Origin of the sequence: Microcoleus sp. D2_18a_D3, assembly GCF_036702455.1 — a bacterium.
Lineage (GTDB): Bacteria > Cyanobacteriota > Cyanobacteriia > Cyanobacteriales > Microcoleaceae > Microcoleus.
In genome coordinates, this window is the sequence record NZ_JAUBTK010000007.1 from 58,511 (window position 1) to 74,294 (window position 15,784).

Genomic DNA, 15,784 nt, shown 5'->3' on the forward strand with positions numbered 1-15,784 from the left:
CGCGATCGACCATAACTGCCACAATGTAGAAAGTTAAACCAGTAATTCGGCATGACTGACTCGCTAAGTGCCTACAAACGGCAGACTTCCAAGGGCTTCAACAACCGCCCCGACTACGAGAATGAATTTCACAAACAAGCTGCAACTCGGTTAGTAGAATTGGCAAAAGTGCGATCGGGCAAGCTTGTTATAGATATAGCCACTGGAACAGATTTAGTGGCGATTGTGGAGGATGCACTTAGGTCGATCGGACTCAAGAAAATATGAGTCGCCTTTTCTACACCAGGAATGCTATAGCTAGTATGTCTAAACTACTCAATTACATCTATATATTTATTATTATCGGCTGCCTGCTGTTTGCTTGTCATTCCCCGGAATCCCTAAAAGTAAAACGCCCTCCCCTGAAAGTATCTTGTGTACCTTTTGTTGGCTATACACCTCTCATCATTGCTCAAGAGAAAGGATTCTTCAAATTGCAAGGGGTAGACGTGGAACTCAGCTATGTAGACTACTCACAATTGCTTTTCGCGGATTTCAGTGCAGGGAAGTATGATGGGATCGGATTGACCTTGGGCGATTTGGTGATCTTGAGTGCCACAAATCCTGATATGCAAGCTGTAATGGTTGTGGATGAATCGACAGGTGCAGATGTGGTAGTCGCGCAATCAGAGATTAAAACAATCCCTAACTTGAAAGGAAAAAAGCTTGGTGCACATCTAGGCAGCTTTAGCGAACTTTTCGTTACTGAGATGTTGAAAACCTCTCAACTGACGAGCGATGATGTTAGTCTGGTTAAAGTCGAGGCTCTAGAAGTTCCCAATCGCTTACAAAACAATGCTATCCAAGCAGGACACACTTGGGAACCGTATCTTTCTGAAGCATTAAAATTAGGCGCACAAATCCTGTTTACAAGCAAGCAAACCCCAGGCTTAATTTTGGATGTGGTCGCCTTTCGGGGTGAGGTGATACGCGATCGCCCCGAAGATATTCGCGCCTTTGTGCGAGGCTGGCTTCAAGGCTTGTCATATTGGGAAGCAAATATTCCCGAAGGAAACGACATCCTGAGCCAAGCGTTGAATATTCCCATCAAGACAATCTCTTTCAAGGGAATAGACCTCACTGACTTTGCAGAAAATCAAAAGTTCTTTCAATCAGACAGTCCTAATTATATCTTCAAAACCGCCAAGAAATATGCCGACTTTTTTATTCGCGCTGGCAATGTGACGCGCCTTCCAAATTTAGAAACCTTGTTCAATTCTTCTTTCTTAGCTCCCCCTCCTAGTCTGAAACCATGAAGCGATCCTTTTTCAACAGCATCTTTATTATTATCTGCTGGCTGCTGTTTGCTTGTCATTCTCCGGAATCTCTAGAAGTAAAACGTCCTCCCCTGAAAGTAAGTTTTATCTCTTTTGTTGGCCATAGACCTGGCATCATTGCTCAAGAGAAAGGATTCTTCAAAGCGCAAGGGCTAGACGTGGAACTGAGCTATGTAGACTACTTACAATTGCAACAAGCAGATTTCAGTGCAGGGAAGTATGATGGGATCGGATTAACCTTGGGAGATTTTATGATCTTGAGTGCCACAAATCCTGATATCCAAGCTGTGATGGTTGTGGATGAATCGACAGGTGCAGATGTGGTAGTCGCGCAATCAAACATTAAAACAATTCTTAACTTGAAAGGAAAAAAGCTTGGTGCAAATCTAGGCGGCTTTAGCGAAGTCTTCGTTACTGAGATGTTGAAAATCTCTAAGCTGACGAGCGATGATGTTAGGCTGGTTAAAGTTGATGGTTTAGAAGTTCCCCAGCGCTTACAAAACAATGCTATCCAAGCAGGGCACACTTGGGAACCGCATCTTTCTGAAGCATTAAAATTAGGGGCAAAAATTTTGTTTACAAGCAAACAAACCCCAGGCTTAATTTTGGATTTGATCGCGTTTCGGGGTGAGGCGATACGCGATCGCCCCGAAGATATTCGCGCCTTTGTGCGAGGCTGGTTTCAAGCCTTGTCATATTGGGAAGCAAATATTCCCGAAGGAAACGCGATCGTGAGCAAAGCGTTGAATATTCCCAGCAATACAATCTCTTTCGAGGGAATAGACCTCACTGACTTTGCCGAGAATCAAAAGTTCTTTCAATCAAACAGTCCTAATTATATCTACAAAACAGCAAAAAAATATGCGGACTTTTTTATTCGCGCTGGCAATGTGACGCGCCTTCCCAATCTAGAAACCTTGTTCAATTCTTCTTTCTTAACCCCCCCTCCTAGTCTGAAACCATGAAGCGCTCGTTTTTCAAAAGCATTCGTACAAAGTTAATCGTCTCGTTTCTCGTCGTTGCTCTGATTCCCTTGTTGCTGTTAGCATTGATCAACAAAGAGACAACTGAAAAGGCCTTGACCGACAACGCACGACAAGCCCTATATGCACAGGCTAACCAAACCGCTAATAGAATAGATGGGTTTATCGATGCGAATCTCAATGCCGTGCGCGTAGAAGCGATTTTACCAGGTTTGGCTGCCTATTTGGGCCTACCTCCAGAACGGCGAGAGGGTAGTCCCGAAGAGATGTTAGCGACTGAAACCTTAACCAGGCTCAGTCGCAAAGATATGCTTAATATTATCTCCTATGCCTTGCTCAATTTAAAGGGGCGGAATGTACTCGATACGAATACACCGGATGTTGGACGAGATGAATCCGGTCAAGATTACTTCCAAGAACCGCTCAAAACTCAACTACCTTTTGTTTCTAGTATTAGGCAATCGCCGACAATTCCCAACCTCGTTACGCTTATTTTTAGCAGTCCTGTTAGCGATGCGAAGGGAAATATATTGGGTGTATTGCGGGTTACATACAATGCCACATCTGTCCAGCAGTTGGTGACTCGCGAAACTGAACACGCAGGTGCAAAATCCTTAGCAGTTCTTTTAGATGAACACTATATCCATCTGGCACATAGCACTACACCTGAACTCCTTTTCAAATCGATTGTGCCGTTGTCACCGAATGTTGTAGCGAAAATGCAACGCGAAGGGCGTTTGCCTAAGACTCTAACAAAAGAACTTGCAATCAATTTGCCCGACCTCAAGCAAGCATTAGACACTAAACAGCCCTATCTAACGACACGATTGGCAGCTACGGGTAATAATAATGAGTTGAGCCTCTTAGCGATCGCCCACCTGAAATATAAACCTTGGTCAGTCCTCTTCGCACAACCCATTGCCGTTGCCCTAGCACCTGTAAAAAAACAAATACGTGATGCACTTCTTTTATTAGCAATCATCGCCACAATTGTAACTATCATCGCTTTTGCGATCGCACAACTATTAACAAAGCCTGTGATTTACCTCACCCAAGCGGTTGCCCAGTTTACGGCGGGTCACTTAGATATGCGTGTGAAGATGCGATCGCGAGACGAAATCGGTCTGCTGGCACGATCTTTCAACAGCATGGCGAGGCAAATCCAAGAATCCTTTGAAACTCTCGAAGACAAAGTTAAAGAACGAACAGCAGAACTTGCTAATGCTAATCAGGAAATCATTACCCTCAACGAAAAACTCAAAGTAGACAACCTCCGCTTAGGTGCAGAATTGAATGTGGCGCGTCAGATCCAGCAAATGATTTTGCCTAACCCTGAAGAACTCGAAATTGACGGACTAGATATCGCCGGATACATGGAACCCGCTGATGAAGTAGGAGGTGACTACTACGACGTGCTACAGATCGATGGTGTTGTCACACTGGCTATAGGTGATGTCACCGGACATGGCCTGGAAAGCGGCATTCTGATGCTGATGGCGCAAACCTCAGTTCGCACCCTGCAAGAGATTCGTGAACTAGACCCCGTTCGATTCCTGGATGTACTCAACCGTACCCTCTACAAAAACGTACAGCGCATGAATTCTGAGAAAAGTCTGACGCTAGCGATTTTGAGCTACTCCGAAGGACTCATTAGCATCAGCGGTCAGCATGAAGAAACGCTAGTTGTGCGAAAAAATGGAGATGTTGAGCGCATCGACACGATGGAGTTAGGCTTCCCGATCGCATTAGATGATGATATCGCAGGCTTCATCAGTCACATCCTGATTGAGCTAGAACCTGGAGATGGCGTGGTGCTTTATACTGATGGCATTCCAGAAGCCTATAACATCCGCAAAAAGCAGTATGGACTGAAGCAATTGTGTGAAGTGATTAGTCAAAATTGGCACAAGTCAGCAGCAGAAGTTAAGGATGCGGTGATTGTAGATGTACGGCAACATATCGGTAAGCAGAAAGTGTTTGATGATATTACGTTGCTAGTCTTTAAGCGGCAGGCTGAGGTTACTGAAAAGGGAAACTTAGTTAATAATATCATTTCCGAAAAAGAACTGCTACAATGAAAAACAAACTTTGAGAAATACTTTAGAAAAGTCAACTACCACCAAAGAATTGATTTAACAGCATACGACTTAAAAATAATTCTGTCCGAGCAGCGAACTCTACCTAATAAACAAAAAATTCAGGCACTTTATTGGTTAAAAACAGGAGCGATTCAAAGCCTTACAGATGTAGCTGAACGTTTAGGTGTACATAGAATTACTGTACATAGATGGTTAAAACAATATAGTGCGGGCGGTCTGTCAGAACTGTTAGAAATACGGCAAGCAACTGGTAGACCCCGCGTAATTCCTTCAGCGGTAATAGCCGGAATATCAGAAAAATTAAGTGAAGAGTCCTGTGATTTTAAGACTTATAAAGAAATTGGTCAGTGGGTAGAAGAGAACTATCAAGTCTCAGTCAAATATCAAACATTACACAAGCAAGTACACTATCGAATGAAAGCCAACTTAAAGGAACCAAAGCCTATGAGTAACGAAAAAGCTCAGGAGGCCGCCATCGAGTAAAAAAAAAATCAAAAAAGTTGCTAAAAAACGATTGAAAGGAACAAGATTACAGTTTTTAAACTAAAATCGCTAGGTCAAGTAAAAGGGAATTTTAAAGCTTATTATTTAGAGAGCTATAGCAATCCTCGCATCATTTGTTAATTTCTTACTCCCTCCCCTTGATAAGGGGAGAGTTGGGGTGTGGTAAAAAATTTACGACTGATGCGAGTAGTGCTATATTAGCTTTAATCTCTCTTAGGTTTTTTTAGGTGGAGCTAGTTAGAAGATGGTTTGGGAACTGCAACGGTGGTAACACGGACATTCGGATCGAGGGCGTCACCTTGAGAGTAAATATAATCAAATGCAGCTCGATCTTTAAGCATATTTGCCCGCAAAAACAGGGCGCTCCAACGGGCGATCGTTTCAATACCCACGGCTCGCTCTAAGGTAGCAGTATTGCGATCGGGCATCGCACCAGCGGGGTTATTAACATTGGTAATGCCGAAGTGATTTGCACCCATAACAGTAATCAAAGCTTTGGGTGGTGTTTGAATTTGGTCAAAGGTGCTTTGAGCTCGATCGGGCGGGGCGACACCATCGATAGATCCTTGAATCAACGCCACTGCAATGCCATCATTAGCGATGGGTACAAATTCATTAGCAATCGGATTCCGCAGGTTAGCTCCAAAAAATGCACCCGCTAATAATTCTTTCGGGCGCGTAAATGGCTCTTGACACAAATACAATTCTGGGAGACATTTGTTAGCAATCACGGATAACCCCACTGCACCACCAAAAGAATGACCCAATAAACCAAGGCGCTGCGTATCGATAACAGACGCGATCGGGGATGTGGGCTTTGTGTTTTCGATCCCCATTTGAGACAAAACCGCCGCAATTTGCGAAGTTTCCGACGCCAAATTAGGCGGTGAAGTCGGATTGAAGGGCGAAGGCCGCAAATGGTTCGGAACGACTACCACAAAGCCGTACCGCGCCACATGGCTAGCGTAATCTGAATAAAATGATTTATCTACAAGCACACCTTGCAATAAAAGTACAATGGGGAAAGAGTAATTACCGGAATTAAGATCGGATGGTTTAGGATAATAAATATCAGCTAAATCGTTATTAGCCGATATAGTCGTACTGTAAAAGCTAGTTTCTTTAAATGGCGGTGCATAATCGATTGTTGTGGCAAAGACTTTGCCACCAAGGACAACAAACGCAGCAATTACACAAACAATTGCTAGGGTTTTTACTGAAAAAAGATCAGGGTTTAAATTCATCATTATTTTGGGTTTGAGAGTGCGTGCATAAGCTACTGAAAAAAAGCAAGTCGGCGACGGTTGGTAATTTATTTAAGGAGCGTTGCCGGGAAAGGTTTCGGACTCTGTGACTAAGAGTATCAACTTGCCATTAATGGAAGTTTGTGTAAAAACTGCCAATAAACTGATTCATAAATAAACACGATTCCAGATTTTAGACCCTTTTTGACTACTTTTATTTTAGCGTGGCTTATACCCCGACCAAATCTGCTTTATAAAAACCTTTTTTAGAGTGGTGAATCGGAATTTCGGTGCAGGGTGGTTTCATTCTCAGGAAAATCATGGTTTTATAGGGGTAGTGCTACCCCTACTCCCCGTGCCTACCCCCCACCGACGAGCGAAGGGCCGTTTCAGGCATCGGGGCAACCACGGGGGGTTTGCCCCGGAGCGAGAATGAAACAGCCCTGGATGTTAAATGGGTTCTATAGAACTCCTTGTTAACTGGCGGCTTTAGATTACCAACTGATAATAAGCGGCAATCCCGGTCGAAAATCTACCTGTTGTCCCTGCACTTCTCCATCAAAACCCAGCTCCACAAAATACTCGCTTCCTATCCGTAACTTTAGCTGATTTGTCTCAAGCACTGCTTGAAGTTCTGGTGACGGATTATTGGCAGCAGGACTGACTAATTCTACGCGAGTAATTTCCCGGAAACCAACACCATGATCCAAAGGCTGTGACTTCTGGGCCGAGTATTGATCGGGACGTTTACCAAAGGAAATTTGGAAAAGCATGGGCTCAGTCAAAACATCACTATTTGTTCCTACTGCGATACTCATCGTTTCAGATAAATAAGGTGGACGATATGCCCAACTAGAAAATGCAACTGTGTCCTCAGAACCTTTGGCGGGACGCAAACAGATGCCAAATGGACACGCACCATTATTCCGATTTGTCGATCGCTCCCAAAGACGAGTCAGATGAATTGGTTCAGACTTCGCCTCTTCTGGATCGTGAATCCATAACAATTCCAACATTGCGTTATGGAAAAAGAAAGAGCGATTGGCTGTACCTTGTCCGCGATGAATGCGAGATGCACCCTCAACTAAACCGAAGGATGATAAACGATTAGCTTCCGAAGCACCAATATCAGTAAGGATGAAAAGATGGTCGAATTCAAATGTCATAGCATTGTTCATACAATCGATCGATCGCTCAAATAATTTTAACCTTCTGTGATGGCTTTCCTTCGGCTCGCCACGCTGATGCTGCACAGCGTGGCGAGCCGAAGTCCAAAACCTCTACTCAGTAAATCTTTTCCAATCTAAAATCTCAAATCTAAAATCTCAAATCGCCCGATCGATAATCCCAAACCTCTACTCAGTAAATCTTTCCCAATCTAAAATCTAAAATCTAAAATCTCAAATCGCGCAATCGATCGCCCCAGCCTTCAAGTTACAACCAGATTGAGGAACCATCCGCCCGCATCCAGCAGTCTCAACATCCAGTTAGCGACAATTCTGCTAGAGTCAGGTCATCATCCGGTGCATCTTGTAGAGACGCGATTCGCAGCCTCTGCCCCCAAAGCAGTAAAATCCCATCACATTGTCACCTGCCACCCGATCGGCAGTAAGTTAAAAATTAAGGTAGTTTGAAAATAATCGCCCAAAGTTGAAAGAAACCTTGACATCTGACCTAAACTCTCTAACTTAGACCCTCTAGCTGCGCTGCCATCCATATTTAAAAGATGCCATGTCAACCTTAGTCATCGTCGAATCTCCTACCAAAGCCCGCACCATCCGCAACTTCCTGCCCTCCACCTACCGTGTAGAGGCATCGATGGGCCATGTCCGCGACCTACCATCCTCCGCCGAAGAAATACCAGAAGCCGTTAAAGGAGAAAAATGGGCGCAACTGGGCGTAAACGTGGAAGCAGACTTTGAACCCCTCTACGTCATCCCGAAAGATAAAAAGAAAATTGTTAAAGAACTCAAAGACGCCCTCAAAGACGCCACAGAACTGATTCTAGCCACTGACGAAGACCGGGAAGGCGAAAGCATTTCCTGGCATTTGCTGCAAATCCTCAAACCCAAAGTTCCGATCAAGCGGATGGTGTTTCACGAAATCACCCGCGAAGCAATCCGCGATGCTTTGACTCACTGTCGCGATATCGACAATCGAGTAGTACAAGCCCAAGAAACTCGCCGAATTCTCGACAGACTCGTCGGTTACACACTCTCCCCGCTACTGTGGAAAAAAATCGCTTGGGGTTTGTCCGCTGGTAGAGTGCAGTCAGTCGCAGTCAGGCTTTTGGTGCGCCGGGAACGCGAACGCCGCGCTTTCCGCCAAGGTAGTTACTGGGATTTGAAAGCCCTTTTGGAAAAGGGCAAGATTTCCTTTGATGCCAAACTCGTGACTGTCGGCAATGTGAAAGTTGCAAACGGCAGCGATTTTGATGAAAATACCGGGCAAATTATCTCCGGCCGCCGCGTACTTTTGCTGAATGAAGAACAGGCGCGGGCTTTACTCTCACGCATTCAAAACAAACCCTGGACTGTCGGCAATATCGAAGAACGGCCAGTCACCCGCAAACCGTCGCCGCCGTTTACGACCTCGACTTTGCAGCAGGAAGCTAACCGCAAGCTGCGGCTGGGTGCGCGGGAAACAATGCGAATTGCCCAAGGTCTCTACGAACGCGGTTTTATCACCTATATGCGGACGGATTCGGTGCATTTGTCCGAACAGGCTTTAGAAGCGGCGCGCAGTTGCGTGCAAGAACTTTACGGCAGCGAATACCTCAGCCCCCAACCGCGCAAATACACCACGAAAAGCAAAGGCGCCCAGGAAGCCCACGAAGCTATTCGTCCCGCCGGCAGCACTTTTCGGACTCCGCAGCAAACCGGATTGGATGGCATTGATTTCCGCCTCTATGATTTGATTTGGAAGCGGACTGTGGCTTCTCAAATGGCCGATTCCCGCCAAACTCACGTCACTGTATTAACTCAGGTAGAAGATGCCGGTTTCCGTTCCAGCGGCAAACGCATTGATTTTCCAGGCTTTTTGCGGGCATACGTGGAAGGTTCCGACGATCCGAATGCGGCGTTGGAAGACCAAGAGGTGATTTTGCCGGCGCTGAAGGTGGGGGATAAACCTAATTGTAAGGATTTAGAGGCGATCGGGCACGAAACTCAACCTCCCGCCCGCTACACGGAAGCTTCTCTGGTCAAAATGCTAGAAAGCGAAGGTGTGGGCCGTCCGAGTACCTATGCGAGTATTATCGGTACAATTGTCGATCGGGGATACGCCAAATTAATAGCTAACGCCCTAATTCCGACATTCACCGCTTTCGCCGTCACTACTTTATTGGAAACACATTTTCCCGATTTAGTAGACACGGGTTTTACTTCCCGAATGGAACAAACCCTCGATGAAATTGCCACCGGTGAGGCGAAATGGCTGCCGTATTTGCAAAAGTTTTATACAGGGGAAACCGGACTCGCAACCCAAGTCAAAGAACAGGAAAGTCAGATTGATGCGAAAGTTGCCCGAACTGTGGTATTGGAGAATATTTCTGCTAAAGTCTGCATCGGCAAATTCGGCGCATACCTGGAATCGGAAGGCGAAGAAGGCCTGGTAAAAGCATCGATTCCCCAAGATTTGACGCCGGCAGATTTAGACCCGGAACAAGTGGAGTTTCTGTTAAAGCAAAAAATGGAAGGCCCGGAAAAATTGGGTCTTCACCCGGAAACCGGGGAACCGATTTATGTGCTGATTGGCAGTTATGGGCCATACGTTCAGTTAGGGGATGTTTCGGAAACGAACAAGAAACCGAAGCGGGCTTCTTTACCGAAGGGGACGGATAAGGATAGCGTGACGCTGGATATGGCGGTGAGTTTGTTGACTTTACCCCGGTTGTTGGGCACTCACCCGGAGACGGGGGCGAAGGTGCAAGCTAATTTGGGGATGTACGGGCCTTATGTGGTGCATGACCAGGGTAAGGTGGGGAAAGATTATCGATCGATCAAACCGCCGGATGATGTTTTGACGATAACGCTCGATCGGGCATTAGAATTGTTATCGCAACCGAAAGCCGCCCGCGGCAGCAGCAAAACAGCTAAACCTTTGAAGGAATTGGGCGCGCATCCAGAATCGGGAGAACTTATCAATGTTTACGACGGCCGTTATGGGCCCTACGTGAAACACGGCGATATCAATGCTTCTTTGGCTAAGGATGAATCTGTGGAGAATTTCACCTTACAAAAAGCACTGGATTTGTTAGCAGCGAAGGAAGCAGCGGGCGGCGGAAAATCTAGCAGCAAGTCGAAGAAGTCAACCAAGACTGCGGCGGCGAAATCGGAAACTGCGGCGAAGAAAACAACTACTGCGAAGAAAACCACTGCGGCGAAGTCAGAAACTGCGGCGAAGAAAACCACTGCTAAAAAGACGGAGACTGCGGCGAAGAAAACCACTGCTAAGAAGACGGCGACTGCCACAACAGCCAAGAAAACAACTAAGTCAAGTTAGCAGGATTTACGCACTGTACGGTCAGAAACCGGGTTTTTTGCAATAATTTGTTTTAGCAGACAGATTCGGTAAAAAACCCGGTTTCTTCGATCGCGCCGTGCGTAAGTAGGTCGGCTCTTTCTAAAGTAATCCTTTCGTTCTCATGATATAATCAAAACTATCCATGTAGTAATTGGAGTAATTGAATCACCATGATAGCTGAACTTATGGTACAACCTTCCTACTGGATCGATCGTGAGATTTCGATTGAGAAAGTCAGAAATCTTTACTTATTCAAATTTACGGAAAACCTGCAAACTAGATTAGAAGAACTAGCCGACAGAAAAAAGGCTAATCTTTTAACTTCAGAAGAGGTTGTAGAATTAGCAAGCTTACTAGAACTAGATGGGATTTTTACCTTAATTAACGCTAAAGTTATAGCAGCCTCATGTCCGTAAACCGCGCTACTAGAAATTTAGTGGCTTGTAGGGTGCGTCCCTTTCGATGGAGAATGCAGTAATTAAAGTTTCTCTGGGGACGCACCCTACTCGATCCGCTACCATATTATAAGGGAATTTTCTCGTAAAAAAACAGGAGTCTATTTCGGGAATATATGGAAAAATATACAAATGAGTTCATGTCCTTTGACCTAATAATTCCTCGATCTTCTGGAGGCCAACCAATCAATCTCACTATCAATATTGAGGCCGTATCATATGGTGCTTAAACATTGCCTGGAGAAAGTAGTTCTTGAGTATCCAGAAGCTAGCAAAGATAGCTTTACAGGACACCAATTTGCTAGCTATTTCAGAAAGACGATCCCAAAATCTATAGAGTCATTCTTACATCTCCCCGATATGTACAGCATTAAAGCTTCGGCCGGTAACGGTGCTTGGGCTAAAGTTCCTTGGATTGCAATATTTAATAAATTAGTCACTGAGACTGTAACTTCAGGATTTTACTGTGTTTACTTTTTCCCTGTGGATGGCTCTGGTGTTTATCTTTCTTTAAATCAGGGTATTGCAGATATACGCGATGAGTGTGGGCTTCCTGGATCAAGAAATATGGTGAGAAATCAAGCAATATTTTTTAGAGATACCCTTGGAGAAGAAGCGATTAAAGATTTTTCTGATTCACTAGACTTAAAGCTAACTTTCATTTCTAAAAAAGACGCTAGAAGATTGGGGCAGGCTTATGAAGCAGGTAACATTGCATCCAAATTTTACCCTAGAAATGAGATACCTGATGATGAGGTATTGACTGACGACCTCAATAAACTCCTAGAAATTTACTTTACTCTTTTTGAAAAAGTTTTTTTAATAAATGATATTCAGAACTCCGAGCCAAAAAAAGACGACTGGTTTGAAGATTTGACAAAATATAGAATACATAGAGTTACTGAAAGAAACCAAAGTTTATCTAAAAAAGTCAAGCAGTTGCAAGGTTATATATGCAAAGCTTGCGATTTCAACTTTGAAGCTCGATATGGAGAAGTAGGCAAGCAATTTATAGAGGCGCATCATACTGTTCCAATATCAAGCTTGAGCAAGGCGAAAATTAAATTAGATCCAATACAAGACTTTACGGTTCTTTGCTCCAACTGTCATCGCATGATCCATCGAATTAAGCCAACGCCAACTTTGGAGGAATTCAAGAAAATATTGAAGATGTAAAATGCTAAATATGCTGATCTCGCGCCCCCAACGCCGCCCAAACCCCATATCCCTCACCTCTCGTTGGTCTAAAATCTCCTCAGCCGCCAAAAAGGCGATATGCGCGATCGACTTTCACGACAAAACTGCGGCAATCCAGAACTAGAAAGCGTACTATACCGCAAATCGCCCACACTGGAAAATTTTAATACTTTGCTTGAGTAAAACTTGACACAGATCCAAACCATGAATTATATTAGACCTATGGATGCAGCAGACATGATTTAATCATGACATCCCGTTACCCACGAGGGTCTAGGAATTCCGGTAAAGACGTTCTGAATACCAAAATTTATATTTTGGCGAAGGCTCCTTAAGGAGCCTTTGTTATTTTAGGGCTTCGGTAATTCCTTATTATTGAATTCAATTAAGATATGGACGGCGGCCCTGAGCGATAGACACGAATCACTTTTTTCGTCAATGTCTCAGCAGTAGATATTGCATCATTAATATTAGCAGTCAGTCTAGCAATATCGTCATCTCGCGTGCAGGCAATAATACCATAGTGGTCAGGTTGCAGCTTGTGCAGTTGAAAGAAATCCCGTCGGTTGACGGTCAAAACAGCCCGATTTTCAATGATGGCAAATGCTAATACATCCTCATCAGGTAGTCCAGCATTTCCTGCTTCTTGAACAGTCAGGACATCATGCCCCAAAGACCGCAGGTTTTGCACGACTTGCCGAGGAAATTGTTCGTCTGCGTAGAGACGCGCCATAGGTTTATTTGATATTTTCAGGTGTATCTAATATTTCGTCAGCCTCATCTTGCAGTCTAATTGCTTCCTCAATTTCGTCAGGATAAGCTTCAGCATAAGCCCAAACATTTACCAAATCAGCAGCACTGAGATGGGGATAGCAGTCTAGGATAAAAGCATCGGTAGCGCCGTCATTGTGATAGCTGGCGAGCAACCAAACGGGAATGCGAGTTTCGTGAATACAAGCATCACCGCCCATCACGCCGGGAGTTTTTGTAATCGGGCGGCCGCTGTTTTTCAGGCTTTGGGTTAAGATGCTGATTGCCTCAGCTTTCTCGGTTGGCGTTAATGCCAAAAGTTGTGTTTCTAATTCTTTGATTGTCATGGAAATTTTAGGATTTATGAATTATGTAGCTATTTGCTATTATAGTGCGATCGCCCGAATCAGTTGACTCTAGATTGCAATCGAGGGAGCGTGAAAATTTTGATAATTTTTTTGATTATAGCTTGCTTGACAAAGCACAAAATATAGCGGTTCTCAAAAAAGTGAGATATGCCCACGGAGGCCACGGAGGCCTATGCCCATGAGTACCTCATATGAGAGATCGAAAGGCTAGATGTAGTGTTTTGGGGCTAGATAATCATGTGTTTATACCAGTTCCAAATTAAGGCTGACTTATAAAATATTAACCAAGTTTGCAAAAATAGGTTTGTACTTCCGTCCTTAAAATTCTCTTATCTTCCTTTGTGTCATCAGCGTCTTTGCGGTTCGATCGCCCTTATTTTTTTTGAGACATCTCAACTCCAACTCTTGTCAAGCCTAGCTTTTCTGCTTACTTGTCACCCGTCAGCAAAATCATCCTATTTACTTATTGACAATTGCTGCTCTCTGTTAAATTGTCATGGATCGAACATATAAGGTTAAAAATTGTATCATAAGCAACAGAAAGTACCCAATCTTTTATGTAGCGCTCTACAATTGAGAAAAGAAACAAGATTAAGAGGCGCGATCGCTATGGGTATCAATGAAAACTTAGACTGGGAAGAAGCATTTGAGTACCGAGCGGGCTTAACAGTGGAGTTGAAATCCCAGCCCGGGGTTTTGCATAAGATCGCTTACTATGAAGTGATGATGGTACCGCCCATCTGGTTAGAAAATGACCCGCGTCCCCGCTATGCTCACGAACTGCGAGTCGTTTCCCACCAGCCAACTGTGTCCAATATTTGCCGGATTTCACAGTGTCCTGTTTTAGTCGCCTCCTAGGTTTTTTCAGCGGGAAATATCGGCGATGGCATCTAGCCAGCAATCAAACCGATGCAGTGATTTTCGGATTGAGATTGCTTGAGTTTACTTTGTGGCGATCGCTTAAGATATAGATGGCGACGAGAGTGCGATCGACTCAAATCACTTGACCTGTTAATGTTTCAAGTGAGGAAATAGCTTGATTAATGTTACCAGCCCTTCTTGTTAAATCATCCTCTCCCCTACAGACAATAATTCCAGCAGGGTCAGACTGTAAGCTGTGCAGTCTGATAAAATAACGGCAATTTTGAGTTAAAACAGCTCGATTTTCACTGACTGTAAAAGCTAACACTTCTGCGTCCGGATTTTTTGGGTTATCCTTTCCGGCTGCTTGCACTGTCAGAATATTGTCCCCCATCTGGCGCAGCAATTCTACAACCTCTCTGGGAAATTGTTCGTCACCATAAAGACGCGCCATCATTTCAATCCTCGTCATTCTCGCGGATAGCTATTTCAATTTCCTCGGGAAAAGCTGCCGCATAAGCCCAGGCATTTGCTAAATCAGTAGCTATTAGTGTGGGATAGTTATTTAAAAGTCGAGACTCGTTCATACCCAAACGACGAAAACTTTCCAGTACCCAAACAGGAATGCGAGTGTTTCTCATACAAGCATCACCGCCACAGACACCGGGAGTTTGGCTAATTCATTGCCAGGTGTTAGCTAAATTTTGGGTTAATAATTAGATATAGCAATCCTAAATCATTTGTGTAATCCTTGTAGGGGCAAACCCCCCGTGGTTGCCCCCATGAGGCCGGGGTAGGCACTCTTAGCACTACCCCTACATCTTTTTACGACTCCTGCAAGGATTGCTATAATATCTATTTGCTATTATACGCAATTCCTTTCTCTCTCCTCTCTTCCTCTGCGCCATCTGCGCCCTCTGCAGTTCATAAAAAAAAGCCCTTTCACAAATGAAATAGCATTACTATATCTTTTTAACTTCAGGCTAAATCTCTCTCCTTATAAAAATTGCTCCCCCTTTTACCCGGAGCTTAAACGAACCTAAAAAACTTTAACCCAAAACGACTCATACCATTTTATATTTGAGATTAAAGAATTGGGAATGACTGAGGACTTAAAGCTTTTGATATTGCCTACAGTGGGATTTTTTTTGATAACTGGTATCAGCCATCTGCAGGCACAAAGTAAAATTAACTTCACCTATAAATCCTTATGACCTCTCCCTTGAGAAGTATCTTTTTGGGGACTTGCACAACATATCGCACCACTCGCAACATATACGGATCGGTTCGCAATGCACACTCTACGCAAAATCTGGTGTAAATCCTATTTTCTATTGCTGAATTCCTTGATCCCCGAAAATCGTAGTCTTTCTTCGAGCAGAACTGTGCGATGTTTAGCCAGAAATTAACATTGATTTAAACTTTTATTTAGGCATAAAGGAGCTAGAATTCAATAGTTTGCGTGGAAGACATGGAGGTTAAA

15 protein-coding genes are annotated in these 15,784 nt (G+C 44.1%); 9 read left to right on the forward strand and 6 right to left on the reverse strand.

Annotation, left to right across the window (positions count from 1 at the left end; translation table 11 throughout):
* The first annotated feature begins 51 nt into the window (after positions 1 to 51).
* The 5 genes from QUB06_RS05415 to QUB06_RS05435 all read left to right on the forward strand — a co-directional run bounded on the left by QUB06_RS05415 (position 52) and on the right by QUB06_RS05435 (position 4,881).
* Positions 52 to 267: a hypothetical protein gene (locus tag QUB06_RS05415; RefSeq protein WP_333434436.1), complete on the forward strand. Its 216-nt coding sequence runs from the start codon at positions 52 to 54 to the stop codon at positions 265 to 267.
* A 35-nt stretch (positions 268 to 302) separates the two neighbouring features.
* Entirely contained in the window at positions 303 to 1,295 is a 993-nt protein-coding gene (locus QUB06_RS05420; protein WP_333434437.1) for an ABC transporter substrate-binding protein, read from the forward strand.
* The gene (locus QUB06_RS05425) at positions 1,292 to 2,281 is read left to right on the forward strand and encodes an ABC transporter substrate-binding protein (protein ID WP_333434438.1); all 990 of its coding nucleotides are present in this window, start codon (positions 1,292 to 1,294) and stop codon (positions 2,279 to 2,281) included. Before QUB06_RS05420 ends, QUB06_RS05425 begins: the two co-directional genes overlap by 4 nt.
* Entirely contained in the window at positions 2,278 to 4,377 is a 2,100-nt protein-coding gene (locus QUB06_RS05430) for a SpoIIE family protein phosphatase (protein ID WP_333434439.1), read from the forward strand. The genes QUB06_RS05425 and QUB06_RS05430 overlap by 4 nt, the downstream gene beginning before the upstream one ends.
* Positions 4,378 to 4,527: 150 nt before the next feature.
* Complete coding sequence (locus QUB06_RS05435) at positions 4,528 to 4,881, forward strand: helix-turn-helix domain-containing protein (RefSeq protein ID WP_445251360.1); 354 nt, start codon at positions 4,528 to 4,530, stop codon at positions 4,879 to 4,881.
* Between the two features lie 254 nt (positions 4,882 to 5,135).
* Here QUB06_RS05435 and QUB06_RS05440 read toward each other — a convergent pair whose 3' ends face one another.
* Together QUB06_RS05440 and QUB06_RS05445 are read right to left on the reverse strand one after the other, a co-directional pair.
* The gene (locus tag QUB06_RS05440; protein WP_333434440.1) at positions 5,136 to 6,149 is read right to left on the reverse strand and encodes a poly(ethylene terephthalate) hydrolase family protein; all 1,014 of its coding nucleotides are present in this window, start codon (positions 6,147 to 6,149) and stop codon (positions 5,136 to 5,138) included.
* A gap of 491 nt (positions 6,150 to 6,640) precedes the next feature.
* Positions 6,641 to 7,312 (reverse strand): hypothetical protein, encoded by a 672-nt coding sequence (locus QUB06_RS05445; RefSeq protein WP_333434441.1) that lies wholly within the window; start codon positions 7,310 to 7,312, stop codon positions 6,641 to 6,643.
* A 565-nt stretch (positions 7,313 to 7,877) separates the two neighbouring features.
* On the opposite strand from QUB06_RS05445, the gene topA reads away from it, so the two are divergent.
* The 3 genes from topA (at position 7,878) to QUB06_RS05460 (ending at position 12,301) form a co-directional block, all read left to right on the forward strand.
* The gene (gene topA, locus QUB06_RS05450; RefSeq protein ID WP_333434442.1) at positions 7,878 to 10,649 is read left to right on the forward strand and encodes a type I DNA topoisomerase; all 2,772 of its coding nucleotides are present in this window, start codon (positions 7,878 to 7,880) and stop codon (positions 10,647 to 10,649) included.
* Between the two features lie 191 nt (positions 10,650 to 10,840).
* Positions 10,841 to 11,086 (forward strand): hypothetical protein, encoded by a 246-nt coding sequence (locus QUB06_RS05455; RefSeq protein ID WP_333434443.1) that lies wholly within the window; start codon positions 10,841 to 10,843, stop codon positions 11,084 to 11,086.
* 258 nt (positions 11,087 to 11,344) lie between these two features.
* Positions 11,345 to 12,301: an MrcB family domain-containing protein gene (locus QUB06_RS05460; protein WP_333434444.1), complete on the forward strand. Its 957-nt coding sequence runs from the start codon at positions 11,345 to 11,347 to the stop codon at positions 12,299 to 12,301.
* 406 nt (positions 12,302 to 12,707) lie between these two features.
* Here the strand turns inward: QUB06_RS05460 and QUB06_RS05465 are convergent, their stop codons facing one another.
* Positions 12,708 to 13,055 (reverse strand): DUF5615 family PIN-like protein, encoded by a 348-nt coding sequence (locus QUB06_RS05465; RefSeq protein ID WP_333108475.1) that lies wholly within the window; start codon positions 13,053 to 13,055, stop codon positions 12,708 to 12,710.
* Positions 13,056 to 13,059: 4 nt separating this feature from the next.
* Positions 13,060 to 13,419, reverse strand: a complete 360-nt coding sequence (locus tag QUB06_RS05470; RefSeq protein WP_333285489.1) for a DUF433 domain-containing protein — start codon at positions 13,417 to 13,419, stop codon at positions 13,060 to 13,062.
* 630 nt (positions 13,420 to 14,049) lie between these two features.
* Between QUB06_RS05470 and QUB06_RS05475 the strand changes: the two genes are divergently transcribed.
* Positions 14,050 to 14,298, forward strand: a complete 249-nt coding sequence (locus QUB06_RS05475) for a hypothetical protein (RefSeq protein WP_333434445.1) — start codon at positions 14,050 to 14,052, stop codon at positions 14,296 to 14,298.
* 136 nt (positions 14,299 to 14,434) lie between these two features.
* Here QUB06_RS05475 and QUB06_RS05480 read toward each other — a convergent pair whose 3' ends face one another.
* Together QUB06_RS05480 and QUB06_RS05485 are read right to left on the reverse strand one after the other, a co-directional pair.
* Positions 14,435 to 14,773, reverse strand: a complete 339-nt coding sequence (locus tag QUB06_RS05480) for a DUF5615 family PIN-like protein (RefSeq protein ID WP_333434446.1) — start codon at positions 14,771 to 14,773, stop codon at positions 14,435 to 14,437.
* Positions 14,760 to 14,981 carry a DUF433 domain-containing protein gene (locus QUB06_RS05485; RefSeq protein WP_333434498.1) on the reverse strand — a complete coding sequence of 74 codons (222 nt, stop codon included), beginning with the start codon at positions 14,979 to 14,981 and terminating at the stop codon, positions 14,760 to 14,762. Before QUB06_RS05485 ends, QUB06_RS05480 begins: the two co-directional genes overlap by 14 nt.
* Positions 14,982 to 15,784: the final 803 nt, after the last annotated feature.

What these genes read in the sequence shown, in the direction of transcription:
- QUB06_RS05415 (WP_333434436.1), top strand. Translation starts at nt 52, where the DNA reads ATGACTGACTCGCTAAGTGCCTACAAACGGCAGACTTCCAAGGGCTTC.
- QUB06_RS05420 (WP_333434437.1), top strand. Translation starts at nt 303, where the DNA reads ATGTCTAAACTACTCAATTACATCTATATATTTATTATTATCGGCTGC.
- QUB06_RS05425 (WP_333434438.1), top strand. Translation starts at nt 1,292, where the DNA reads ATGAAGCGATCCTTTTTCAACAGCATCTTTATTATTATCTGCTGGCTG.
- QUB06_RS05430 (WP_333434439.1), top strand. Translation starts at nt 2,278, where the DNA reads ATGAAGCGCTCGTTTTTCAAAAGCATTCGTACAAAGTTAATCGTCTCG.
- QUB06_RS05440 (WP_333434440.1), bottom strand. Translation starts at nt 6,149, where the DNA reads ATGATGAATTTAAACCCTGATCTTTTTTCAGTAAAAACCCTAGCAATT.
- QUB06_RS05445 (WP_333434441.1), bottom strand. Translation starts at nt 7,312, where the DNA reads ATGACATTTGAATTCGACCATCTTTTCATCCTTACTGATATTGGTGCT.
- topA (WP_333434442.1), top strand. Translation starts at nt 7,878, where the DNA reads ATGTCAACCTTAGTCATCGTCGAATCTCCTACCAAAGCCCGCACCATC.
- QUB06_RS05455 (WP_333434443.1), top strand. Translation starts at nt 10,841, where the DNA reads ATGATAGCTGAACTTATGGTACAACCTTCCTACTGGATCGATCGTGAG.
- QUB06_RS05460 (WP_333434444.1), top strand. Translation starts at nt 11,345, where the DNA reads ATGGTGCTTAAACATTGCCTGGAGAAAGTAGTTCTTGAGTATCCAGAA.
- QUB06_RS05465 (WP_333108475.1), bottom strand. Translation starts at nt 13,055, where the DNA reads ATGGCGCGTCTCTACGCAGACGAACAATTTCCTCGGCAAGTCGTGCAA.
- QUB06_RS05470 (WP_333285489.1), bottom strand. Translation starts at nt 13,419, where the DNA reads ATGACAATCAAAGAATTAGAAACACAACTTTTGGCATTAACGCCAACC.
- QUB06_RS05475 (WP_333434445.1), top strand. Translation starts at nt 14,050, where the DNA reads ATGGGTATCAATGAAAACTTAGACTGGGAAGAAGCATTTGAGTACCGA.
- QUB06_RS05480 (WP_333434446.1), bottom strand. Translation starts at nt 14,773, where the DNA reads ATGACGAGGATTGAAATGATGGCGCGTCTTTATGGTGACGAACAATTT.